The 23,198-nt window shown below is 65.1% G+C and carries 20 protein-coding genes; 5 read left to right on the forward strand and 15 right to left on the reverse strand.

All coding sequences use genetic code 11. The annotated features are described in order from the left end of the window. Positions 1–61 precede the first annotated feature (61 nt). From V474_RS05545 to V474_RS05570, 6 genes are all read right to left on the reverse strand, one after another. Positions 62–1,462: an NAD(P)H-hydrate epimerase gene (locus V474_RS05545; protein WP_059150467.1), complete on the reverse strand. Its 1,401-nt coding sequence runs from the start codon at positions 1,460–1,462 to the stop codon at positions 62–64. After that, on the reverse strand, positions 1,449–1,628 hold the full coding sequence (locus V474_RS05550) for a hypothetical protein (RefSeq protein ID WP_059150468.1): 180 nt from the start codon (positions 1,626–1,628) through the stop codon (positions 1,449–1,451). Before V474_RS05550 ends, V474_RS05545 begins: the two co-directional genes overlap by 14 nt. A 269-nt stretch (positions 1,629–1,897) precedes the next feature. Next, positions 1,898–3,754, reverse strand: a complete 1,857-nt coding sequence (ilvD, locus tag V474_RS05555) for a dihydroxy-acid dehydratase (RefSeq protein ID WP_059150469.1) — start codon at positions 3,752–3,754, stop codon at positions 1,898–1,900. Positions 3,755–3,934: 180 nt separating this feature from the next. After that, positions 3,935–4,654 (reverse strand): N-formylglutamate amidohydrolase, encoded by a 720-nt coding sequence (locus V474_RS05560; protein ID WP_059150470.1) that lies wholly within the window; start codon positions 4,652–4,654, stop codon positions 3,935–3,937. Positions 4,655–4,682: 28 nt separating this feature from the next. Next, positions 4,683–5,492 carry a 4-(cytidine 5'-diphospho)-2-C-methyl-D-erythritol kinase gene (locus tag V474_RS05565; RefSeq protein ID WP_059150802.1) on the reverse strand — a complete coding sequence of 270 codons (810 nt, stop codon included), beginning with the start codon at positions 5,490–5,492 and terminating at the stop codon, positions 4,683–4,685. Positions 5,493–5,588: 96 nt separating this feature from the next. Further along, complete coding sequence (locus tag V474_RS05570; protein WP_059150471.1) at positions 5,589–7,235, reverse strand: electron transfer flavoprotein-ubiquinone oxidoreductase; 1,647 nt, start codon at positions 7,233–7,235, stop codon at positions 5,589–5,591. Positions 7,236–7,364: 129 nt separating this feature from the next. Between V474_RS05570 and V474_RS05575 the strand changes: the two genes are divergently transcribed. From V474_RS05575 to moaB, 3 genes are all read left to right on the forward strand, one after another. Beyond that, positions 7,365–8,123, forward strand: coding sequence for a uracil-DNA glycosylase family protein (locus V474_RS05575; RefSeq protein WP_059150472.1), 759 nt, complete (start codon positions 7,365–7,367; stop codon positions 8,121–8,123). A gap of 77 nt (positions 8,124–8,200) precedes the next feature. After that, positions 8,201–9,973, forward strand: a complete 1,773-nt coding sequence (locus tag V474_RS05580) for a lytic transglycosylase domain-containing protein (protein WP_201786005.1) — start codon at positions 8,201–8,203, stop codon at positions 9,971–9,973. Next, the gene (gene moaB, locus V474_RS05585; RefSeq protein ID WP_059150473.1) at positions 9,963–10,493 is read left to right on the forward strand and encodes a molybdenum cofactor biosynthesis protein B; all 531 of its coding nucleotides are present in this window, start codon (positions 9,963–9,965) and stop codon (positions 10,491–10,493) included. The genes V474_RS05580 and moaB overlap by 11 nt, the downstream gene beginning before the upstream one ends. Before the next feature lie 17 nt (positions 10,494–10,510). Here moaB and V474_RS05590 read toward each other — a convergent pair whose 3' ends face one another. Then, complete coding sequence (locus V474_RS05590; protein ID WP_059150474.1) at positions 10,511–11,353, reverse strand: arylamine N-acetyltransferase family protein; 843 nt, start codon at positions 11,351–11,353, stop codon at positions 10,511–10,513. A gap of 223 nt (positions 11,354–11,576) precedes the next feature. Between V474_RS05590 and malQ the strand changes: the two genes are divergently transcribed. Beyond that, positions 11,577–13,589, forward strand: a complete 2,013-nt coding sequence (gene malQ / locus V474_RS05595) for a 4-alpha-glucanotransferase (protein ID WP_059150475.1) — start codon at positions 11,577–11,579, stop codon at positions 13,587–13,589. Here malQ and V474_RS05600 read toward each other — a convergent pair. The 3 genes from V474_RS05600 to V474_RS05610 all read right to left on the reverse strand — a co-directional run bounded on the left by V474_RS05600 (position 13,582) and on the right by V474_RS05610 (position 16,884). After that, entirely contained in the window at positions 13,582–15,216 is a 1,635-nt protein-coding gene (locus tag V474_RS05600) for an alpha-D-glucose phosphate-specific phosphoglucomutase (protein WP_059150476.1), read from the reverse strand. The genes malQ and V474_RS05600 overlap by 8 nt on opposite strands. Positions 15,217–15,413: 197 nt before the next feature. After that, positions 15,414–16,310: a cytochrome-c peroxidase gene (locus V474_RS05605; RefSeq protein ID WP_236710706.1), complete on the reverse strand. Its 897-nt coding sequence runs from the start codon at positions 16,308–16,310 to the stop codon at positions 15,414–15,416. 73 nt (positions 16,311–16,383) lie between these two features. After that, on the reverse strand, positions 16,384–16,884 hold the full coding sequence (locus V474_RS05610) for a homogentisate 1,2-dioxygenase (protein ID WP_148649281.1): 501 nt from the start codon (positions 16,882–16,884) through the stop codon (positions 16,384–16,386). A 130-nt stretch (positions 16,885–17,014) separates the two neighbouring features. On the opposite strand from V474_RS05610, the gene V474_RS05615 reads away from it, so the two are divergent. Further along, positions 17,015–19,048 (forward strand): TonB-dependent receptor plug domain-containing protein, encoded by a 2,034-nt coding sequence (locus V474_RS05615; protein ID WP_148649282.1) that lies wholly within the window; start codon positions 17,015–17,017, stop codon positions 19,046–19,048. On the opposite strand, the gene V474_RS26790 is transcribed toward V474_RS05615, so the two are convergent. The 5 genes from V474_RS26790 to lepA form a co-directional block, all read right to left on the reverse strand. Next, positions 19,045–19,641 carry a JAB domain-containing protein gene (locus tag V474_RS26790; RefSeq protein WP_269085127.1) on the reverse strand — a complete coding sequence of 199 codons (597 nt, stop codon included), beginning with the start codon at positions 19,639–19,641 and terminating at the stop codon, positions 19,045–19,047. The two genes, V474_RS05615 and V474_RS26790, sit on opposite strands and share 4 nt — an antisense overlap. Beyond that, positions 19,581–20,108, reverse strand: coding sequence for a hypothetical protein (locus V474_RS25465; protein WP_059150480.1), 528 nt, complete (start codon positions 20,106–20,108; stop codon positions 19,581–19,583). Before V474_RS25465 ends, V474_RS26790 begins: the two co-directional genes overlap by 61 nt. Before the next feature lie 39 nt (positions 20,109–20,147). After that, the gene (locus tag V474_RS05630) at positions 20,148–20,480 is read right to left on the reverse strand and encodes a hypothetical protein (protein ID WP_236710710.1); all 333 of its coding nucleotides are present in this window, start codon (positions 20,478–20,480) and stop codon (positions 20,148–20,150) included. 87 nt (positions 20,481–20,567) lie between these two features. Further along, on the reverse strand, positions 20,568–21,170 hold the full coding sequence (locus V474_RS05635; RefSeq protein ID WP_236710718.1) for a helix-turn-helix transcriptional regulator: 603 nt from the start codon (positions 21,168–21,170) through the stop codon (positions 20,568–20,570). Positions 21,171–21,343: 173 nt separating this feature from the next. Then, the gene (gene lepA, locus V474_RS05640) at positions 21,344–23,146 is read right to left on the reverse strand and encodes a translation elongation factor 4 (protein ID WP_059150482.1); all 1,803 of its coding nucleotides are present in this window, start codon (positions 23,144–23,146) and stop codon (positions 21,344–21,346) included. Positions 23,147–23,198 lie beyond the last annotated feature (52 nt).

A 23,198-nucleotide genomic window follows, 5' to 3' on the forward strand; every position in this document is an offset into this window, starting at 1 on the left:
CAGACACGGCCGTGCGCCTAGCAGGACGCGGGCGTTCTGCCCACCCCGCTACGTCTGCCCTCTAAAGACAGCTCGCCAATGCCCTCGGCACCGCCTGCGCCAACTGCCCTGCGGTAAATGCGGGCAGACACAGCCGTGCCGCCTCGCCGTGAAGCCACACTCCCTCGCACGCCGCCTCGAAAGCGGCGATGCCGGTGGCGGCGCGGCTGGCGATCACGCCTGCCAGTACGTCTCCGGTCCCGGCGGTGGAAAGCCAGGACGACGCGCGCGGCGCACAGGCCAGCCTCCCATCCGGCGCGGCAACCACAGTGTCCGGCCCCTTGGCGACCACGACCATCCCGCTCGCCTTCGCCAGCGCCAGCGCGCGTTCGGGCCGCGTGCCGGAGCCGCCGAGATCGAACGCCCGCTCCAGCGCGGCCAGTTCGCCTTCATGCGGCGTGGCGATAGCGGGCGCGGCGCGCTCAGCCAGATGACGCGGCGACAGCAGCACCAGCGCATCGGCATCCACCACCACCACCGTCACCGGATCGGCCAAGGCCGCCGCCAGTCGCCCGCGCGCTGCCGCGTCGCGGCCAAGGCCCGGCCCGATCAGCACCGCACTGTTGCGATCGTCGGTAAGCACCTCGGCAAGCGGCCCGGTATCGACGACGAGATCGGCCGGTGGGTTACGTCCGGAATCGGCGAAGAGCTTGACGTATCCCGCCCCTGCCCCCTGCGCCGCGATGGCTGCAAGGATCGCCGCCCCCGGCATCGCCCCGCCCACTACGGCAAGGAGCCCGCGCCGATATTTGTGCGAATCCGCAGCCGGCGCATGAATTATGGGACGCCCGATGACGCGCGCCGCGCCTTTGACGGCGGAGACGCCGATCGGCACCACCCGCATCATGCCCATGTGCGAGCTTGCCGGCATGAGGAAATGCGCGAATTTCCACGCGCCAAGCGCGATCGTCAGGTCGTAGTCCGGCAGGCCATCACCCAGCAGCATGCCCGAATCGGCCTGCATCCCGCTGGGCAGGTCGATGGCGATGCAGCGGCGATGCGCGGCCGCGAGCCGGGTGAGCAATGCCCCGTGGTCCGCCGAGAGCGGACGCTTCAGGCCGCTTCCAAACAGGCAGTCGACAAGGACCTTGCCCTGCAACTCCTCATCCGGGCCCAGAACTTCGCCGCCGAACAGCGCCCGCGCATTGCGGCAGGCATCCGTTGCCGGCTCACCCGCCGCGACGACAACCGCGTGGCCGCCCCGCTCGCGGATCGCCTCGGCAATGACATAGCCGTCGCCGCCGTTGTTGCCGGGGCCGCACAGCACGGTCACCTTGTGACGGCCAGCCATGCGCCAAACCCACTGCGCGGCGCCGCGCCCGGCGATCTGCATCAGCGCATCGACGCTGGACCCCTGCGCGATCAGCAGGTCTTCCGCCTCGCGCATCTGCGCAGCGGTGAGGATCTGGTCAGTGTGCGCCATCGGGCGTCTCCATCGCCGGGAAAAGGTAGTTGTCGGCCACAACGGTAACGTCGAACTTGTCGTCCACAAGGCTGGTCACGGCTGCTTGCGGGCCATCACTGGTAGCACGGCCGGCGTCGCCCTGCGTCACATCGAACCGGCGGAATGCGCTGTCCGGGCGCCGCACAATGAAGGTGCGTTTTTGGCCTGCATCGCCTCGTTCGAGGAACAGTCGGCGAGCAGGAACGCAACCACCGCGCCGCCTCCCTTCGACACGCTCAGCGCGAGCAGGGTCGGGGAATGAGAACCCGCAGGCACTACCGCCTGGTGCAAAGCCAAGGGCTGATGCGAAAGCGACTTGAGGCCTGTTCGAGATCCGGCCAAAAACTCCCGCGCCCTCGCAACGACGAGGACAACGGGATGTTTTGAACTACCTCGGGCCAATCAGCTCGAAAATTACTTGCGCTTGAGCTGGGTCACGTCGCGAATGGCGCCGCGCGATGCGCTGGTGGTCATCGCGGCGTAGGCCTGAAGCGCCGCCGAAACCTTGCGCGGGCGCGGGTGGACCGGCGACCAGGCGTCGTCTCCGCGTGCGTCCTGCTGCGAGCGGCGGTGGGCCAGGATTTCGTCCGAGACCATCAGGTTGATGGTGCGCCCGGGGATGTCGATCTCGATGGTATCGCCGTTCTCGACCAGGCCGATCTCGCCGCCCTCGGCCGCTTCGGGCGAAGCGTGGCCGATGGAGAGGCCCGAAGTGCCGCCCGAGAAACGCCCGTCGGTCAGCAGCGCGCAGGCCTTTCCGAGGCCCTTCGACTTTAGGTAGCTGGTCGGGTAAAGCATTTCCTGCATTCCCGGCCCGCCGCGCGGTCCTTCGTAACGGATCACCACCACGTCGCCCGCGCCGACCTGCCCGCCAAGGATACCGGCAACCGCCGCGTCCTGGCTTTCATAGACCCGCGCGGTGCCGGTGAACTTGAGGATGCTGTCGTCCACGCCCGCCGTCTTCACGATGCAGCCATCGCGCGCGATGTTGCCGTAGAGCACGGCAATGCCGCCGTCCTGGCTGAAGGCATGCTCTTTCGAGCGGATGACGCCGTTCTCGCGGTCGAGGTCGAGTTCCTCCCAGCGGGCCGACTGGCTGAACGCGGTCTGCGTCGGCACGCCGCCCGGCGCCGCCTTGTAGAACTGCTCCACCGAAGGCTCTGTCGTGCGGCTGATGTCCCAGCGGTCGATCGCCTCCCCCAGCGTGCGGGTGTGGACGGTCGGCAGGTCGGTGTGCAGCAGGCCCGCACGTTCCAGCTGGCCGAGGATCGCATAGATGCCGCCGGCGCGGTGGACATCCTCCATGTGGACGTCGCTCTTGGCCGGGGCGACCTTGGACAGGCACGGCACCTTGCGGCTCAGGCGGTCGATGTCGGCCATGGTGAAGTCTACGCCCGCCTCGGCCGCGGCGGCAAGCAGGTGGAGCACGGTGTTGGTCGATCCGCCCATGGCGATGTCGAGGCTCATGGCGTTTTCGAACGCCTTGAAGCTGGCGACATTGCGCGGCAGGACGCTGTCGTCCTCCTGCTCGTAATAGCGGTGGCACATGTCCACGGCGACGCGGCCTGCTTCCAGGAACAGGCGCTCGCGGTCGGAGTGGGTGGCCAGCGTCGAGCCATTGCCCGGCAGCGACAGGCCCAGCGCCTCGGTAAGGCAGTTCATCGAGTTGGCGGTGAACATGCCCGAGCATGAACCGCAGGTGGGGCAAGCCGAACGCTCGATAGCGGCGACTTCCTCGTCGGTGTAGCTTTCGTCCGCTGCGGCAACCATCGCATCGACGAGGTCCAGCGCCTGGACCTTGCCCTTGAGGATGACCTTGCCGGCCTCCATCGGACCGCCCGAGACGAACACGGCAGGAATGTTGAGGCGCATCGCGGCCATCAACATGCCCGGCGTGATCTTGTCGCAGTTCGAGATGCACACCATCGCGTCGGCGCAGTGCGCGTTGACCATGTATTCTACGCTGTCGGCGATCAGGTCGCGGCTGGGCAGCGAATAGAGCATGCCGTCGTGGCCCATGGCGATGCCGTCATCGACCGCGATGGTGTTGAATTCCTTGGCGACGCCCCCCGAAGCCTCGATCTCGCGCGCGACGAGCTGGCCGAGATCCTTGAGGTGGACGTGGCCGGGCACGAACTGGGTGAACGAATTGACCACGGCGATGATCGGCTTGCCGAAGTCACCATCCTTCATGCCCGTCGCCCGCCACAGGCCACGCGCGCCCGCCATGTTGCGGCCGTGGGTCGAAGTGCGTGAGCGATAGGCGGGCATTGTTGGAACTCCGGGTCATGGTCGCATGGATGCGCGAGTTGAACGGCCCCTACACGTCAATAGGTTTCAATTCAACGGCAGTTTTCGACATTATATTTCGCGACGCAACACGATGGTTTCGGCTGCGGGGGGATGGTAGCACATCGCCGTCATCATTGCCCCTATCGAGAACTGCTCGGGCTAAAGTCGGTTGACGACCTCTGCGCTCAGCGCGCTCATGACCCTGGCCCACTCGGCCTGCCCTGCGGCATCGGCGATCAGGTCCTGACGGATTTCGATGCTGAGATACGGCAACCCATTCGGCTCGGCATGGCGGTTCATCGAAGCGTTGAGCAGCTTCCCCGAGTACGGTTCCTGATCGCCGACGACGAAGCCCTGCGCCTCCAGCCAGGGAATGGCGATGCGGGCGGCGCGCTCGTCCTCATTGTAGAGAATGCCGATCTGCCAGGGACGCGGCTTGTCGCAAGTGGCGAGGCCGGGGGTGAAGCTGTGCAGCGACAGGATCAGCGCCGGGGGGGTTTCGTGCAGCAATGTCGCCAGCCCCGAGTGATAGGGCTCGAAGAAGCGTGTCACGCGGGCATGCCGCTGATGCGGCGTCAGGACGTTGCCGGGGATGACGTGGCCATCGCTGATCTCGGGCATCATGCCGGGAACGTCGTGCTTGCGGTTGTAATCGCACACAAGGCGGCTGACATTACCCAGCCATGCCGCCGTACCGGGGCTGACCATCTGCTCGGCAATGGCGCCGACGCCGATGTCGATGGCAATGTGAAGCTGGAGGAGCGCCGGGTCGATGCCCAGGTCGATATCCTCCGGCACGCGGTTCGAAGCATGGTCGGAGACGATCAGTATGCCGCCAGCTTGCGGCGTGCCGAGCAGTCGGTGAAAATCGGATTCCAAACTGACCTCCTGAGCCGGGGCGTGAACCCTACCTCAATTTCCCCGCCATTTGCCACCAGCCGGGATGCGATTTCGCAAGCTTTTCCGCTGCCGCCTGCAATTGCGCCTCGTTGTCGTAGAGCGCGAAGCACGTCGCGCCCGAACCGGACATACGCGCGAGAAACGAATCGGTGCCGCGCAAGGCCGCCAGCACGTCGGCGATGACGGGACAGATTGCGATGGCAGGCGCTTCGAGATCGTTGCGGCCCTCCAGCGCGATCGTGCGGACGAAGCCGCCCGGCATGGCGCCGCGGTCCAGGCCGTCCCAGGCCTTGAAAACCGGCCCGGTGGTCAAGGCCACGCGCGGGTTCACCAGCAGTACCGGGGCGCCGGCAAGATCGTTGTCGACGGGTATGAGTTCCGTGCCGGTGCCGGTGCCGATGCAGGTGGTCGATAGCACGCAGGCCGGCACATCGGCGCCGAGCCTGGCAGCGCGCGCCTGCCAGTCGTCGGGGAGGCCGTGGGTGCGTTCCACCATGCGGAACACCGCACCTGCATCCGCCGACCCTCCGCCAAGACCTGCCGCCACGGGAAGGCGCTTTTCGAGTTCGACCACCCAGCCCTTTCCACGCGGGAGCGCCGAGAGCGCCTTGGCGACGATGTTGCCGAATGGGTCTTCGATACCGCCCGCGAATTCGCCGTGGGTAGTGAGGGTGTCGGCTGGGGCTGGAGAGGCGGAAAGGCGGTCGCCGTCGTCAACGAAGGCGAACAGGGTTTCCAGCTCATGATAGCCGTCTTCGCGCCGGCCGCGAACATGCAGCGCGAGGTTGATCTTTGCGTAGGCGGTTTCGGTCAGCATGCCCGCACCCATGGCGCGGCGGGGCGGGTGAGGCAAGGCAGGCCTTGGCCGCCTACCCAGACAACAAAGGGGAGGCCAGGCCTCCCCTTTGACGGATCACATATTCGGGTAATTGGGGCCGCCGCCGCCTTCCGGCGTCACCCATTCAATGTTCTGAGTGGGGTCCTTGATGTCGCAGGTTTTGCAATGGACGCAGTTCTGCGCGTTGATCTGCAGCTTCGGCCCTGCCCCGGCGTCGACGAATTCATAGACCCCCGCCGGGCAATAGCGCGCCTCAGGCCCCGCGTAGACCGGCAAGTTGATCTCGGTCGGGACGGAGGGGTCCTTGAGTTTGAGGTGTACCGGCTGGTCCTCCTCGTGATTCGTGAACGAGTAGGACACGCTGGTAAGCCGGTCGAAGCTGATGACACCGTCCGGCTTGGGATAGGCAATCGGCTTGTAGAGGTCCGCGCGCTGCGTTTCGCTGGCGTCGGTGTGGTGCTTCATCGGCTTGGCGACGCCGAAGCCGAACAATGTGCGCAGCCACATGTCGGCGCCGGCCAGGACCGTGCCCAGTTCGGTGCCCCACTTGGCGACCATCGGCTCGGCGTTCTGCACGAGCTTGAGTTCCTTGGCGATCCAGCTGGAGCGCACCGCGTCGTCGTAATCCTGAAGCGTGTCGGCCTCGCGCCCGGCCTTGATGGCCGCCGCGATCGATTCCGCTGCCAGCATACCGCTCTTCATCGCGGTGTGGGTGCCCTTGATGCGCGGCACGTTGACGAAGCCTGCCGAGCAGCCCGCCAGTACACCGCCGGGAAACGCCAGTTGCGGGACCGACTGCCAGCCGCCCTCGTTGATGACGCGCGCGCCGTAAGCAACGCGCTTGCCCCCTTCGAGGATCGCGCGGATTTCCGGGTGCTGCTTCCAGCGCTGGAACTCCTCGAATGGATAGACGTAGGGATTCTTGTAATCGAGCGCCGTCACGAAACCCAGGGCCACCTGGTTGTTGGCCTGATGGTAGAGGAAACCGCCGCCCCAGCTGTCGCTCTCGCTCATCGGCCAGCCTTGCGTGTGGATCACGCGGCCGGGGACGTGCTTGTCCGCCGGGATATCCCAGAGTTCCTTGATGCCGAGGCCATAGATCTGCGGCTCGCAGTTCGCTTCGAGGTCGAACTTGGCCTTGAGGCGCTTGGTCAGGTGGCCGCGCGCGCCTTCGCAAAAGACGGTGTACTTGCCGAGCAGGTTCATGCCCGCCTGAAAATCGCCCTTCTGGTTGCCTTCGCGGTCGACGCCCATGTCGCCAGTCTGCACGCCAAGCACGGCACCCTTATCGTCATAAAGGATCTCGGCGGCCGGGAAGCCGGGGAAAATCTCGATCTCCAGCGCTTCGGCCTGCTCCGCCAGCCAGCGGCACAGATTGCCCAGCGAGCCGGTGTAGTTGCCCTTATTCGACATGAAAGGCGGCTGGATCGCATGCGGAAGGGAGAACTTGCCCTTCTTCGTCATGTGCCAGTGCCAGTTATCGGTCACGGGAGTTTCGGCGAGCGGGCAGCCATCCTCGCGCCAGGTGGGCAGAAGTTCGTCGAGCGCCTTTGGGTCGATGGTGGCGCCGGACAGGATGTGGGCGCCGATTTCGGAGCCTTTTTCCAGCACGCAGACCTGCAGTTCGGGGTCGACCTGCTTGAGCCGGATCGCCGTCGCCAGACCGGCAGGTCCACCGCCAACGACGACGACGTCATAAGGCATCTCTTCGCGTTCAATCATGGAAGCCCCGTCCAAATTCGTTTTTTGCTCATCGCTTTTTGGCCCGATCGCCTTTTTTGCGACTTAGTTGAGCGATTAAATCATCTTGAGCCTTGATTGCTCCCGCGCGGCAGGTCAAGACCCTGTGCGATGGATCAACCCTCAAATCCTGCATTTCTAGACGATATCACAGGCGCGCTCGACTGGTGGCGCGATGCCGGCGTCGACCTGGACTTCGTTGACGAGCCTACCGCGTGGCTCGCTCCGCCCGAACCGGATGACCGCGCGAATCCGATTGCGGAGCGCCGCCCGGTGCGCGCGCCGGCCGCCGACGTAGAGGCAGCCCCGCCCCCTGCCCGCCTCGATCCGGCCAGCCTTCCCGCTCAACTTGCCGCGTTCGCTCCGTGGTGGCTAAGCGAGCCGCTGCTGTGCGGCGGCGAGCTTTCCACCCGCATCGCGCCGCAGGGGCCGGCAGGCCCCGATCTCATGATCGTGGTCGAGGAACCCGAAGCGCAGGACCGCGAGGCTCTGCTTTCCGGTCCTCAAGGAAAGCTGCTGGACGCTATGCTGTCCGCCTTCGGCACGCGGCGCGAAGACATCTATCTGGCCAGCGCCCTGCCCCGCCATACGCCGGGCCCGGATTGGCCCGCTTTGCAGGAACGCGGCCTGGGTCAGGTACTTGCGCATCATGTGAGCCTGGTGGCGCCGAAACGCCTTATCGTGCTGGGCGGCAACGCCCTGTCGCTAATCGGCCACGAATCGCCGCAAGGTCCTGCCGTTTTACGAAGTTTCAACCATGAAGGGGCATCGATACCCCTGCTTGCCTCATGGGCACTGACTGCGCTGCTCGGGCAACCGCGCGCGAAGCCGGTTCTGTGGAAGGCCTGGCTGGAGTGGACCGCCGCCTGATCGCGGTCCCCGAAAGGCTGACAGGCCAGGCAAACGGGACGTCGTACAGGATCGCGGGGAATAAAGACTTGAAACGAATTACCAGGGTCGGATTGTTGGCGGGATTCACCCTCGCCGCATGCATTTCGGCCGTTCCGGCCTTCGCGAACAGCGCTGCGGTTGATTATTTCCGCACCCGTGCAGACCGTACCGCCGTCCCTTCGCTGCTCAGCCAGGACGACCGCACGTACTACAAGCTGGTCTTCGACGCGATCGACGCCAAGGACTGGCAGGCGGTCCAGCGCATGCTTGCCGAACGGCCGGACGGCCCGCTGCACCAGCAGGCCCGCGCTGAATACTATCTGGCCGCCGGTTCGCCCAAGATTGAACTGGCCGAACTCGAGGGCTGGCTTTCGCAAGGCGCGCAGCTGCCCGGCGCCGACCAGATCAGCCGCCTTGCGCTGAAGCGCGGCGCCGCAACCGTCCCCAGCCTACCCAGCGAACAGACCTTTGCGCGTCTGCCCTCGATGTCCAAGCGCGTTCGTCCCGCCTCGATCGAGGACGGCACGATGCCCGGCTCGATCTCGAACGGCATTCTCGACCGCATCAAGAACGACGATCCGATGGGCGCGCGTCTGCTGCTAGACGGCATCGATGCGAACCTCAGCCCCTCGACGCAGGCCGAATGGCGCCAGAAGGTGGCCTGGAGCTTCTACATCGAGAACCAGGATGCCAACGCATACCAGATGGCCCAACTTGCCGCGCTCGGCACCGGGCCGTGGGTTGGCGAAGCCTGGTGGACTGCCGGGCTCGCTGCCTGGCGTCTGGGCGACTGCGACGGTGCCGCCGATGCCTTCGGCAAGGCCGCCCAATCCTCCGAGAACGCCGAGCTGACCAGCGCCTCGCATTACTGGAAAAGCCGCTCGCTGGTGCGCTGCCGCAAGCCCGAGCAGGCCGCGGCCGCTCTGCGCCTTGCCGCCGCCCGCGACGAAACGCTTTACGGAATGCTCGCGTCCGAGCAGCTTGGACTTAAGCTGTCGGAACAGCATTCCGCCGCCGACTTCACCCAGGCCGACTGGCAGCAGCTACGCGCCAACCCCAATGTGCGCGCTGCCGTGGAACTGGCCGAAATCGGCAAGGACGGACTTGCCGATGAAGTGCTGCGCCATCAGGCGCGTATCGGCGATGCCTCGCAATATGCGCCGCTGACCCGCCTTGCCCGCGATCTCGGCCTGCCCGGCACCCAGTTGTGGATGGCCTATAACGCCCCGTACGGCGGCAAGCCGGAACCGGCAACGCGCTTCCCCACGCCGAAGTGGACCCCGGTGGGCGGCTGGAAAGTCGACCCCGCACTGGTCTTTGCCCATACGCTGCAGGAATCGGTGTTCCGTGCCGGTGTCGTCAGCCCCGCCGGGGCGCGCGGACTGATGCAGATCATGCCCGCCGCCGCCCAGGACCATGCCTCGTCGCTGGGCGTGGCGGGCAATGCCTCCGATCTCAACAAGCCCGAGGTCAACCTCGCCTTCGGTCAGCGCCACCTGCAGATGCTGCAGAACAATTCCGCCACGCAGGGCCTGCTGCCCAAGGTCATGGCCGCCTATAACGCCGGCCTGCTGCCGGTGGGCCGCTGGAACACCGACGTGAACTGCCAGGGCGACCCGCTGCTGTGGATCGAATCGCTGCCCTATTGGGAAACGCGCGGCTACGTGAACATCGTCATGCGCAACTACTGGATGTACGAACGCCAGGCTGGCGGTGCATCGGAAAGCCGCATGGAACTGGCGCAGGGCGAATGGCCCACCTTCCCGGGGCTATCGGGGTCGCAAGGCGTGCGTATGGCCGCGAATGGAGCGATCCTGCGTGGCCGTTGACCCGAGCCGTACCTTCAAGCCCATCAACATCGCCCTGCTGACCGTCTCAGACACCCGCACTGCGCAAAACGATACCTCGGGCGATATCCTCGCCCAGCGCATCGCGGACGCTGGACATACGCTTGCACGCCGCACGATCGAGCGCGATGACGCAGCCGCGATCGCGGCGCTGCTCGAAAGCTGGATCGACGATCCCGAGGTGGATGCGGTGGTCTCCACCGGCGGCACCGGCCTGACCGGGCGCGACGTCACCCCTGAAGCATTGGGCCGGGTAACGGGCGCACGGGAAATCCCCGGCTTCGGAGAACTGTTCCGCTGGCTGTCCTACCAGACCATCGGCACTTCCACGGTGCAGAGCCGCGCCATGGCGGTGGTCGCGCGCGGGACGTACATCTTCGCATTGCCCGGCTCGAACGGCGCGGTGAAGGATGGCTGGGACGGCATCCTGGCCGAGCAGCTCGACAGCCGAAACCGCCCCTGCAACTTCGTCGAACTGATGCCCCGCCTGCTGGAAGTTTAGGGTAGCACCCGCAAACCTCAGCGCAGCAACGGCAACAGCGCGGCGTCCTGTTCGGTCATCGCGATCCTGAATACTTCGCACAAGGTGCGGGCATAGTCCGCCGCATCGGCCATCACGCGCCGCTCGGTCCCGTTGGGGCCATGCACCGTCAGATCGCGGTCCACCATCGAGGCGAAGCCCCCGATCAGTGGAATGCTTGCGACATGCAGGCTGGTAAAGCGCGTATCGGGCCGGGTCGAGGTCCAGTGATTGGCCTGCTCCAGATCACCCGGCACGACCTGCGCCAGATCGAAGGTGTATTGCGCCTGCCAGTCGCCATGCGCGGCGGCGCGGCCGTCGGTCGCACAAACCGGCCCGGCACGCTCCAGGAGCCACTCGCCCTCAAGGCTGCCCCGCGCCCCGGTGCGGCGCAGACGATGGCGGGCACCATCCACGGTATGCGCCTCGGCCCCGTCCTCCAGCGGCAGGGGCGCAAGGTCGCTGCCGCCGAAGCCTGCGTCGACCAGCCACTCGCCGCCCGCAATCGCGGCGAGCAGGCAGACATGCGTGCGCGGTGGAATGACGTCATGCGCAAGTCCCAGCCTGACGCGCGCAAGCAGCGGCCGATTGGCTACGCCGAGCGCCGACAGCACATCGCCGAACAGGCGGTTCTGCTCGAAACAATAGCCTCCGCGTCCATTCACCACGATCTTGTCGAACACACTTCGCGCGTCGATACGGATTGGCCGGCCGAGCATGACGTCAAGGTTCTCGAAGCCGATTGCCAGCCGGTGCGCCGATTGCAGCGCCGCAATGGCCTCGGGTCCGGCAGAGGGGCGAGCGACGAGGCCGATGCGGCCTAGATAACGGTCAAGGTCCATGCGGCCCTACTAAGCGCCCCTTCGCACGGTGGGCAAGCCTGTGGACAGATCGGGTATTGCAAGTGGAAAAACGGTGGACGGCCCGGGAAAACTTCAACCGGGAACGCGAGCCGGCGCGGTCCAAGGCGAGCAAGTCCGATTGCTCCCGCGATGCAGGCACGCTAGCCTCCCGCCACAGCGCGCGGGGCGGCGCTCCTGACGGCCCCAAGGAGCAATCCCACCGATGCAGCAGTTGCACGCGCTGGCCGACGCGATCGGTCTGGTCCGCACCTGGTGGAATGTGGACGGAGCGCCGCAAACCGTCAGCGACGCATCGCTGGCCACGATCGCAACAGCGCTCGGTTATCCTGCGGCAACACAGGGTGAGATCGCGGCCAGCCTTGCCCAAGTCGCCAGCGAGCGCGCCCAGCCCCCGGCGATGATCGTGGCTGATATAGGTCAGCCCACGCCGCTGCCCGCCGCCCTCACTGAAGCTCGGATCACGGCGGCAGACGGCACGGTGCGCGATCTTGACGTGTCGAACTGGGTGCTGCCGCCCATGGACGAGGTGGGCTATCACGCGCTCACCGTGAACGGCCACGCCTTCACGTTGGCGGTCGCGCCGCGCCAATGTCCATCGGTGGCAGCTCTCGGCAAGGGGCGTATCTGGGGACCGGCGGTGCAGATCCCGGCTCTACGCGGCGCGGCGCCGAATTCTTTCGGCACGTTCGCCGAGCTTGCCGAAGCCGTCGATACGTTCGCCGCGCGCGGCGCGGATGCGGTGGCGATTAATCCGGTCCATGCGCTTTTCGCCGGATACGGGCATGATTTCAGCCCCTATTCGCCCTCCAGCCGGCTTTATCTCAATGCCGCAATGGGCGATCCCTCGATGCTCGGCCTGCCGCCGCTGGACGAGGCGGAAGCAGTGAACGAAGCCGCCCTCATCGACTGGGAAACCGCCTTGCCCCGGCGTCTGGCCCAGATGCGCCGCCTGTTCGCCCGTCTTGATGCCGCCACCCGCGAACGCATCGCCCGCGGCAATGCGCCGCATGGCCAGGGGCTGGCGCGGCAGGCGCTTTATGATGCACTGGACGTCCATTTCCGCGCGCAAGGCCTGCATGGCTGGCGGGCCTGGCCCACCCCCTTCCACGATCCCGAAGGCGACGCCGTGACAGCCTTCGCCCACGACAATGCCGAAGAGGTCGAGTTCCACCTCTTCACTCAATGGCTTGCGCGTGAAAGCCTTGCCCGCGTGCAGGAACGGGCACGCGCATCGGGCATGGCGGTGGGCCTGCTCGCCGATCTGGCCGTGGGCGTACACACCGGCGGAGCGGATGCATGGGCGATGCGCGGCGCCTTGCTGCAAGGCCTGACCATCGGCGCCCCGCCTGATCCCTTGGGCCCGCTCGGCCAGAACTGGAACCTTACCGGGTTCTCGCCAAGGGGGCTGGCCCAAAGCGGCTACGCGCCCTGGATCGCCACGATCCGCGCCGCTCTGGCGACATCGGGCGCACTGCGTATCGACCATGCCTTCGGCCTAGCCAGGCTATGGGTGGTGCCCGAAGGACAGCCGTCGAGCGCGGGGGCATACCTGACTTATCCGTTCGACGATCTCATCCGCCTTGTCGCACTGGAGGCGCACCTGGCGGGGGCGCTGATCGTGGCTGAGGACCTGGGCACGATGCCGGGCGGCTTCGGCCCCGCGATCACCCGGCGCGGGATGCTGGGCATGCGTGTGCTGTGGTTCGAACGCGCCGAGGACGATGGCTTCATCGGCACGCAGGACTACGACGCCCAGGCGGTAGCCATGACCGGAACCCACGATACCGCAACTGTTGCCGGGTGGTGGACCGGGCGCGACCTCGACTGGGCGGAAAAGCTCGGGCGTCTCCCGGAGAACACCAGCCGCGCACAGGCGGAAGAGCGGCGCGACTGGGACCGGGGCCTGCTGTGGGCGAGCCTGACCCATAATGTCGCCCCGCGTCCTGCTTCCGACGACCCGGCTCCGGTCGTCAAGGCTGCCCTGAGCCGCATCGGCGCTGCGCCCTGCGGCCTTGCCATAGCTCCGCTCGAAGACCTGCTGGCACAGCGCGAGCAGCCCAACCTTCCCGGCACGATAACCGAACACCCCAACTGGCGTCGCCGCCTGGATGCCCCCCTGTCAGCCCTGCTGGCCGAACCGGATACCGCCGCGCGGGTGCAAGCGCTGGATGAAGCGCGCAAGAACCCGGTTCGGGACGACGCTCAGATCAGGTGATCACGTCAGGCGCTGTCCGGCCGGTATGGGCGACAATCCCGGCAATGGCTTCAGCGGCAGCGATCTGCGCTTGCAGCATCACGCCGGTGTCGGCGTCCAGATCACCGAAGCTGGGCTCGTAGCGTTCGAGGTAGAGACGAAGGGTCGCGCCCTGCGTGCCGGTGCCCGAGAGGCGCATGACGATGCGGCTGCCGTCCTCGAACAGCACGCGGATGCCCTGGTTTGCGCTGACCGAACCGTCGACGGGGTCGGTATAGGAAAAGCTGTCGGCAACCTGTACGGTCAGCGGGCCGAAGGTCTTGCCGGGCAGGTCCGCCAATTGCGCCTTGAGCCCGTCCATCAGCGCGTTGGCGCCCTCGGTCGCGATGCCTTCGAAGTCGTGGCGGGCGTAATAGTTGCGGCCGAAACGCGCCCAGTGTTCACGCGCAAGATCGTCGACGCTGATACCGCGCACGGCAAGCACGTTGAGCCAGAGCAGCACTGCCCACAGGCCGTCCTTTTCACGCACATGGTCCGATCCGGTGCCCGCACTTTCTTCCCCGCAGATGGTCACCTTGCCGGCGTCGAGCAGGTTGCCGAAGAACTTCCAGCCCGTCGGAGTCTCAAAGCAGGGCACGCCCAGAGCTTCGGCCACGCGGTCGGCGGCGGCGCTGGTCGGCATCGAGCGGGCGATGCCGGCCAGGCGGCCGCGATAGGCCGGGGCGATCTCGATGTTGGCGGCCAGCATCGCCAGCGAATCCGAAGGCGTGATGAACCGCCCGCGCCCGATGATGAGATTGCGGTCGCCGTCGCCGTCCGATGCCGCGCCGATATCGGGCGCATCTTCCGACATCATCAGGTCGTATAGTTCCTTGGCGTGGATCAGGTTCGGATCAGGGTGGTGCCCGCCGAAGTCCTCCAGAGGCACGGCGTTGACCACCGTGCCCGGAGCGAAGCCCAGACGGCGTTCGAGTATCTCGACCGCATAGGGCCCGGTCACCGCGCTCATCGAATCCATACGCATCGTGAAACCCGAGGCGACGACCTTGCGGATCGCATCGAAGTCGAACAGCGTCTCCATCAGGTCGGCATAATCGGCCACGGGATCGAGTACCTGCACCGTCAGGCCGCGCACCGCGGTTTCGCCCAAGGTGTCCAGATCGACGTCGGGCGCCTCCACCGTCAGCCAGCGGTCGATCACCCTGGTGCGCTCCAGCATGGCACCCGTGACGCTCTCCGGCGCGGGGCCGCCGTTGGCGATGTTGTACTTGATGCCGAAATCTTCATCCGGCCCGGCGGGGTTATGGCTTGCGGAAAGGATCAGGCCGCCGCTGGCCTTGTACTTTCGGATGACGTGGCTTGCCGCCGGGGTGGACAGGATGCCGCCCTGCCCCACCAGCACCCGGGCGTAGCCGTTGGCAGCCGCCATGCGGATCGCCTGCTGAATGACTGTGCGGTTATGGTAGCGCCCGTCGCCGCCGATCACCAGCACCGCACCCGGCGCACGCTCCACCACGTCGAACACCGACTGGATGAAATTTTCCGCATAACCCGGCTGCTGGAAGACCTTCACCTTCTTGCGCAGGCCCGAGGTGCCGGGCGCCTGCCCGTCGAAGGGCGTGGTCGGAACAGTGACGATCTGGGTCAAGCGAACATCTCCAATAGGATCACGATCTGGCGCCGAAAATGGCATGTGCGCACAAGACGACACTTTCGTGTCGGCGCGCGCATTGTCAAATGGGTGCTTTTGCCAATGCTGCACAGGCGCTGAGGTTGCACCGACCGTAAATTTCACACCTCATGGCTGTGAAATTACACCGCCGGGCGGCGATATGCCTGTGAACTCTAGGAAATCTCGCAAGTCTTTTCAGGCCGCGCATAGCGGGCGTCGGCGGTGACGGCAGTGTCGGTCAAGGCGCCAAGAAACGCCTCGACATCCGTTGCATCCCCAGTCGACAGCAGGATGCCGTGCCGGGCGACGGCGTCGGCAATGGTATCGGCGCTGCCATCGTGAAGGTAAGGACCGGTCAAGGCGACGTTACGCAGCGAAGGCGTGCGAAAACGGCCGCGATCCCCGCTGCGCCCCGTAGCGCGCGCGAGGCCGAAGTCGCCATTCCGGGGCGTGTCAGGCTCCCCCCTCAGCCGGTGAAAACCAAGGTCGGTGAATTCACGGCCCGAATGGCATGAGGCGCACCCCGCCCCGCCCCTGAACACAGCCTCGCCCCTGACCGCCGCCGCAGCCAGCGGCGCCCCGCCCGAGGTCGCCCGGTCCCACGCCGTTTCATGGCTGACGATCGTGCGCTGAAACGCTGCGAGGGCAGTGGAAACGGTGGCGAAGTCGATCCGTCCGCGCGCCTTGGGAAAGGCCGCCTTGAACAGCTTGCGATAACATCCATCGGCGGACAACCGACGAGCGAGTTCGGCCTCCTGCCCCTTCATCCCCATCTCGACCGGGTCCTCGCCCGCGATGGGCACCAGCGCCTGCAGTTCCAGCGTCGTCAGCGCATCGTTGCCCCAGGTGAGCGGCGAGAACGCGCCGACATTGACCAGCGACGGCACATTGCGCAGCCCCGGCTCCCCATGCGCTCCGGGATGGGCACGTGTGCCATCGGCAAAGCTGTGGCGCGGATCGTGGCAGGTGGCGCACGAAAGCGTGCCGTTGACGGACAGGTCTCCGTCGTGAAACAACCGCCGCCCCAGCGCGACCTGCGCCTCCGCCGCACCACCCCTGTCCTTTGCCATGCCCGCCCCTGCGGCAAGCACGAGACCGCCGAAAAGGAGGGCCCAGCGTCCTGCCCGGCTCATCGGACGGCGTTCATCGAACCGGGGCGACCATCACCGTCAGCGCCGCCTCGCCGTTCGCCGCGATCTGCAAAAGGTGGCGACCGGCGGGCAGATCGTACTCGACCATCTTGGTGATCCCCGAACACTCCGGCCCATGACCGTGCGCGGCCGAGGCTACGGCTTTGCCGGCGACGATCACATCGACCCACGAACGTCCGTTCTGGGCAATGCGGTAGCGACCAGCCTTGATGACATCAAACGCGAATAGGCCGCCGAAACTGACCGATCCGCCCGGCTTACCCGGCTCGAGAACGTAATCAACCTTGGGTGTGGGCGCCAGCGTAGCATCGAAAGCGGTGCCCATCACCAGTAGCGCCTTGCCTGATGCAGCCGGCTTTACCGCTGTTTTGAGCGGGCGATGCGCCGCGCTCCAACCGGCAAGATCAGCGGGAACGGCAGCCGGTGCCATGCAGGCAGCATGTTCGTGCCCCGCCATTGCCTCAGCGGCAAGCGCCGGCGCTGCGGGCATCATTATTGCTGCACCAGCGAGAAAAAGCGCCCGGGGCTTTGGTATCATGCTTGCGGCTCCATGCATCATTTATATACGGCGGAATATAGATTCGCTCAAAGCGCGGATGAGACAAAGGTTCAAGGGGGTTTTCATGAAATATCGGGTAACGGCGGCGCTTGCCGTATCGCTGGCCAGTGCCATCGGCGTACCGGCCTTCGCCGCTGACGCTGACGATAGCGGTAATACCTTCGGCCTCGGCCAGATCGTCGTTACCGCGCCCGGCAACGAGGAAAGCGGCATCAGCAGCACCTCGGTCAATGCCGAGGCCATCTACGACTTCTCGCGCGATACGCTCGACGAAGCCGTAAAACTGATCCCCGGCGTCACTTCCGGCATCTCGGGCAATTCGCGTAACGAGCGCCTGATCTTCGTGCGCGGTTTTGACCGTTTCCAGGTCCCGCTTTCGATCGACGGTATCCGCGTCTATCTGCCTGCCGACGGCCGCCTCGACTATGGCCGTTTCCTGACGCCCGATGTTGCCGAGATCCAGGTCGCCAAGGGCTATGTCTCGGTGCTCAACGGCCCCGGCGCGATGGGCGGCGCGGTGAACCTCGTCACCCGCAAGCCGCAGAAGGAATACGATGCCGAGGCCCGCTTCAGCCTCAACCTCGACAACGACACGGACTATGCGGGCTATACCGGCTTCGCCTCGCTCGGCACGAAGCATGAAAGGTGGTACGCGCAGGCCAGCTACGCGCGCAACTTCACCGATCACTGGAACCTGTCGAACGACTTCAAGCCCACCCGCAACGAGGACGGCGGCGCGCGCGATCTGTCGCGCACCGAAGATTGGCGCGTCAACGCGAAGATCGGCTTCACCCCCAACGCGACCGACGAATACGCGATCAGCTATACCCGCCAGGAAGGCGAGAAACTGGCTCCGACGCACGTCTCCGACAGCACCGGCCTGCGCTACTGGACATGGCCATACTGGAACCTGCAGAACGCCTACTTCCTCTCGACCACGCAGCTGGGCGAGATCGCCACGCTGCGCACACGCGCCTATTACAACACCTTCAAGAACAGCCTCGACAGTTTCGACGACAAGACGCTGACGACCCAGACGCGCGGCAGTTCGTTCAACAGCGCTTACAGCGACCGCGCCTATGGCGGCTCGGCCCAGCTGGACCTGCGCCCCAGCGACGCCGAGCGCCTCAGCGTCTCGTTCCACTACCGCAACGACCGCCACCGCGAAATCCAGCAGAGCTTCCCCGGCGGAGTGTTCGAACCGTGGCAGACCACCATCGAGGAGACCTACAGTGCCGCGATAGAGAACGGCTACAAGCTGACGCCGCAGCTCGAACTGGTGGTGGGCGCCAGCTACGACTGGCGCGACCTGCGGCGGGCCGAGGACTACACCAGCGGGGCTTTCGTCTATTACAACTTGCGCAATGGCGATGCCTGGAACGCGCAGGGCCAGCTGCTGTGGACGCCTGACGATGCAACCAACCTGCACCTCGCGGTCTCGTCACGCGCGCGCTTTCCGACCATCTTCGAGCGCTTCAGCACCCGCTTCGGTGGCGCCACCTCGAACCCGGACCTCGACGCCGAACGCGCGACCCAGATCGAGCTGGGCGGCGCCCGCCAGTTCGGCCCGCTGCGCATAGAGGCATCGGGCTGGTACGCGAAGATCGACGATGCGATCGTCTCGTTCCCCTTCATCTTCCAGGGACAGGCCACCGCGCAGAGCCGTAATGTGGGTTCGGGCGACTACTACGGCGCCGAATTTTCAGCGACCGCGCAGATTGCGGAAGGCCTGCGGGCCGGGGCGAACTACGGTTGGGTCCACCGCAAGCTGGACGATCCCTCACTTCCTGCATTCCACGCTACCAGCGTGCCGGAGCATTCCGGCTTTGTCTGGGCCGAATGGTCGCCGATCGAGGCGCTGCGTGTTCTGCCCAGCCTCGACGTCGCCTCAAAGCGCTGGACGGTCAACACCGCCGGCACGCGCTATTACAGGATTGGCAGCTACGCGCTGGCGAACCTGCGCGTCGACTTCGACGTCACCGACTGGGCGACGCTGGGCGTGGGCGGACGCAACCTGTTCGACGAGAATTACGCCACCGTCGACGGTTATCCCGAGGGCGGCCGCACGCTGTTCGTCAGCCTGCGCCTGAAGAACTAGAGCAGGCCCATCGCATGCATGCTGGCAACGCAGTTGCCGGCAACGATGCAGTGGTCGTCGAGGCGGATTTCCAGCGCCTCGACGACCTCGCGAAAACGCCTGGTAGCGGCGATGTCCGAAGCGCTGGCCCGAGGTACGCCCGAGGGGTGGTTATGCGCGATAATCAAACGGCGCGCATCGAGGTCGAAGGCCCGGCGCACGGTGCGGCGCAGCGGTATCCTGATCTCCGAACGCTGCCCACCGCCGTAAAGGTCCTCGGCTATGTAGAGGCCCTCGTCGGTGAAGAAGACGACCATCACGCATTCTTCGCGGCGGCTCCCGAGCCGGTTGACGAGGTAGCGGCGAAAAGCCGGCGCGGATGTCTCGATGGGGACGCCCAGTAGCGTCTCTCGTGATGCGGCCTCGGCCAGACGGCGGGCGCCGACGATGGCGGCGGCGATCTCGGTCCGACGCTCCCCCGCATCGGCAAGCGCTTCGACAAGAGCCTCGGTAGAAGCGGAGTAGATCGTGCGAAGGGAACCGAAGCGGCGGATCAGAAGGTGGGCGAAATACTCGCCCCGGCCGGCGGCATAGGGCGCCAGGAGTGCCGCCAGGACGGATAGCTGCCCAGCCTCCTGCGCCGCGACGTGTGAAACAAGATGCCTAGCGTCATCGCAACCAGTTGGATGTAGGACGGCATCACCACCATCATGTCGTAGGCGAACCGATTGATCTCCTCCAGCCCCAGCCGGTAGATGTGGCCGAACACCGAAATGATCTCTACCCCGGCTACCCACAGCGGATAGACCCGGTTGGCATGGAGCGCGATAACGAACGTACATGCCATGACCAAGAGGTCGATGACGAAGTGCCCCAAGTTGGCATGGTGCCACAAGATCGACCCGCCCAGCAGGGCGTGGTGGATCTTGTCGAACGCGAGCATTGCGAACAGCACGCCGGAAAGCAGCCGCTCGGGCGCCGCGCCGCGAACCATCGAGTAGAGGAAAAGCACGAGATAGGCTGCAAACTGTACCTCGTCCTTGATTGCCCACAAGATGGAAGACCAGGATAGTTCAAGCATAAAGATGCCCTTGCCATCGCGGCGGCGAATATATCGATCTCAGGCAACCCGGCGCAGCGATGCCCTCTCCAGCAGTCCTGTCGGCTTCGGACAATTTCCATCGTCGTCGCCCACGGCCTCGATCTCCCTGCCGATGCCGAGCATTTCCTCGTGGAGACGGAACATGTCGTTCTGACTCTCGATCAGCAGGCGCTGCGCCTTCGCAAGCCGCATCAGGGCAGCCTGGCGGGCATAAGGCTGCTCGCCTTCTTCCCGGGGAGTGAGCAGTATAGTTTCCATGAGCTGCGCCGAGGCAAGCAACGCGGAATCGAGCGACAACTCGGCTTCGGGTAACTGCCGAGAGATACGTGCGGTAGCGACGGCAATCGTCATGGACATGGAAATTCCCCTGCCGGCAGGCTGGCTTAACCAGCGCAGCATAAGCAAACAATTCTGTACACTGTAACAAATTCGGCCCGTTCAGATCAGGTCGCTAAGCGCACGCACAACCCCGAGACCTACCATAGCCACCAGCAACATGCCCCCGGCGATGGCCACCATGGCAGCGGTCCTGACAAGCCCGGCATTTTCCCCATCAAGTACTTCCGGGACGACCCGGTCGAACGAACTGCTCTGCCAGGGTGCCGTCACGGTGTACGTCATGGCATCTGCCAGGGCGAACTGTTCGGCGTTCTCGTCCCGCGCCCTGGCTGCCACATCGGCCACCCTGGAGGGAACCTGAGTATTCTTATCTGGTATCGGATTACAGGCTGCTTCCAGTTCTTGCAGGTAATGCCTGTAAGCCCGAGCAAGCTCTGCTCGGGGGAGCGCTCCGGCACGAGTGCGCACACCCTCGATCCGCTGATTGACCGCACTCTCGGAAATCCCGAGCTCCCAGGCGATTTCCTTACTCGTGCGGTTTTCGGCCACGAAGCAAAGCACTTCGTGCTGCTTTGGCGTTAATCCGGGAAAGATGAGCAGCAGCGGCGAGACCTGCTCGCGATTTATGTCCTGACCTGATTGACCAAAATTTGTCATATACCGCCAGAGACCCACCCGCCTCTTCGCCAACTTAATCATCATTGCGCGGATTGCGCAACGATTAGGCTAATTAGCCAATAATTTGTCGAAATTGCAAGGGATTACATGCCTCAAACGAACGCGAAATCGCCGCGCGCGCCCGGGCAAGAGAGAAACCTCGCAAAACGGGTGTGACAACCTAGAGCAGGCCCGGGCGGCGCGCCGCCCGGGTGAACCTATTCCTCGCCCATCCGCAGCGCGGCGATGAAGGCTTCCTGCGGAATCTGGACGTTGCCATATTCGCGCATGCGCTTCTTGCCTTCCTTCTGCTTGTCGAGAAGCTTCTTCTTGCGGCTGATGTCGCCGCCGTAGCACTTGGCGGTCACGTCCTTGCGCATCGCACTGATCGTCTCACGCGCGATCACCTTGGCGCCGATGGCGGCCTGGATCGGCACCTTGAACATGTGACGGGGGATCAGTTCCTTGAGTCGTTCCACGAGCCCGCGCCCGCGCGGTTCGGCCTGGTTACGGTGAACGATCATCGACAGCGCATCGACGGGCTCGTTGTTGACCAGAATGTTCATCATCACGAGGTCGCCCTCGCGCAGGCCGGTCTGCTCGTAGTCGAAGCTGGCATAGCCCCGGCTGATCGACTTCAGGCGGTCGTAGAAATCGAACACCACTTCATTGAGCGGCAAGTCGTATGTCACCTGTGCCCGGCCGCCGACATACGTCAGGTCCTTCTGGATGCCGCGCCGGTCCTGGCACAGCTTCAGGATCGAACCGAGGTATTCGTCGGGCGTATAGATAACCGCCTTGATCCACGGCTCCTCCATGAAGTCGATCTTCACGGGATCGGGCATGTCGGCCGGGTTGTGCAGTTCCTTGACGCTGCCGTCGGTCATGGACAAGCGGTAGACAACCGAAGGCGCGGTGGTGATGAGGTCGAGGTCGTATTCGCGGCTCAGGCGCTCCTGAATGATCTCCAGGTGCAGCAGGCCGAGGAAGCCGCAGCGGAAGCCGAAGCCCAGCGCCGCACTCGATTCCATCTCGAAGCTGAACGAGGCGTCGTTGAGGCGCAGCTTGCCGATCGATTCGCGCAGCTTCTCGAAGTCGTTGGCGTCGACCGGGAACAGCCCGCAAAAGACCACCGGTTGGACTTCCTTGTACCCCGGCAGGGCCTGCGTCGCGCCGCCCTTCACGGTAGTGATGGTGTCACCGACCTTCGCCTGCTCGACTTCCTTGATCTGCGCGGTGATGAACCCGATCTCGCCGGGCCCGAGTTCGGGCAGGTCGACGCGCTTGGGCGTGAAGCAGCCAACGCGGTCGATCAGGTGCTCGGTGGAGCCTTGCATGAACTTGACGTTCAGGCCCTTCTTGATGACGCCGTCGATGACGCGCACCAGAATGACGACGCCAAGGTACGGATCGTACCACGAATCGATCAGCATCGCCTTCAGCGGCTTGGTACGGTCACCCTTGGGCGGCGGGATCTTCTTTACGATCGCTTCCAGCACTTCGGCGATGCCGATGCCCGACTTGGCGCTGGCCAGAACGGCCTCGCTGGCATCGATGCCGATCACTTCCTCGATTTCGGCACGGACCTTTTCGGGCTCGGCGGCAGGAAGGTCGATCTTGTTGATGACGGGCACGATCTCGTGGTCATGCTCGATCGATTGGTAGACGTTGGCCAGAGTCTGCGCTTCCACGCCCTGCGCCGCGTCGACCACCAGCAGCGCGCCCTCGCAGGCGGCGAGGCTGCGGCTGACTTCATAGGCAAAGTCGACGTGGCCAGGCGTATCCATCAGGTTCAGCTCATACGTCAGCCCGTCCGCCGCCGTATAGTTCAGGCGCACGGTCTGCGCCTTGATGGTGATACCGCGCTCTTTCTCGATATCCATGTTGTCGAGCACCTGGGCGCTCATCTCGCGCTCGGTCAGGCCGCCGGTGCTCTGGATCAGGCGGTCGGCGAGCGTCGACTTGCCATGGTCGATGTGGGCAATGATGCTGAAATTTCGGATTTGCGCGAGTTCGGTCATGATGCGCCGTTAGCAGTGCTTTGAGGCGCTGTCAGCCTGCCCGTTTCAGTGA

The organism is Novosphingobium barchaimii LL02 (assembly GCF_001046635.1).
Lineage (GTDB): Bacteria > Pseudomonadota > Alphaproteobacteria > Sphingomonadales > Sphingomonadaceae > Novosphingobium > Novosphingobium barchaimii.

Coding starts and splice junctions, on each gene's coding strand:
- V474_RS05635 (WP_236710718.1), bottom strand. CDS start 21,170: ATGATGATTAAGTTGGCGAAGAGGCGGGTGGGTCTCTGGCGGTATATG.
- V474_RS05565 (WP_059150802.1), bottom strand. CDS start 5,492: ATGCTGACCGAAACCGCCTACGCAAAGATCAACCTCGCGCTGCATGTT.
- V474_RS05545 (WP_059150467.1), bottom strand. CDS start 1,462: ATGGCGCACACTGACCAGATCCTCACCGCTGCGCAGATGCGCGAGGCG.
- ilvD (WP_059150469.1), bottom strand. CDS start 3,754: ATGCCCGCCTATCGCTCACGCACTTCGACCCACGGCCGCAACATGGCG.
- V474_RS05610 (WP_148649281.1), bottom strand. CDS start 16,884: ATGATGCCCGCAGCGCCGGCGCTTGCCGCTGAGGCAATGGCGGGGCAC.
- lepA (WP_059150482.1), bottom strand. CDS start 23,146: ATGACCGAACTCGCGCAAATCCGAAATTTCAGCATCATTGCCCACATC.
- V474_RS05575 (WP_059150472.1), top strand. CDS start 7,365: ATGGATCAACCCTCAAATCCTGCATTTCTAGACGATATCACAGGCGCG.
- V474_RS05570 (WP_059150471.1), bottom strand. CDS start 7,235: ATGATTGAACGCGAAGAGATGCCTTATGACGTCGTCGTCGTTGGCGGT.
- malQ (WP_059150475.1), top strand. CDS start 11,577: ATGCAGCAGTTGCACGCGCTGGCCGACGCGATCGGTCTGGTCCGCACC.
- V474_RS05590 (WP_059150474.1), bottom strand. CDS start 11,353: ATGGACCTTGACCGTTATCTAGGCCGCATCGGCCTCGTCGCTCGCCCC.
- V474_RS05630 (WP_236710710.1), bottom strand. CDS start 20,480: ATGACGATTGCCGTCGCTACCGCACGTATCTCTCGGCAGTTACCCGAA.
- V474_RS05615 (WP_148649282.1), top strand. CDS start 17,015: ATGAAATATCGGGTAACGGCGGCGCTTGCCGTATCGCTGGCCAGTGCC.
- V474_RS25465 (WP_059150480.1), bottom strand. CDS start 20,108: ATGCTTGAACTATCCTGGTCTTCCATCTTGTGGGCAATCAAGGACGAG.
- V474_RS05605 (WP_236710706.1), bottom strand. CDS start 16,310: ATGGCAAAGGACAGGGGTGGTGCGGCGGAGGCGCAGGTCGCGCTGGGG.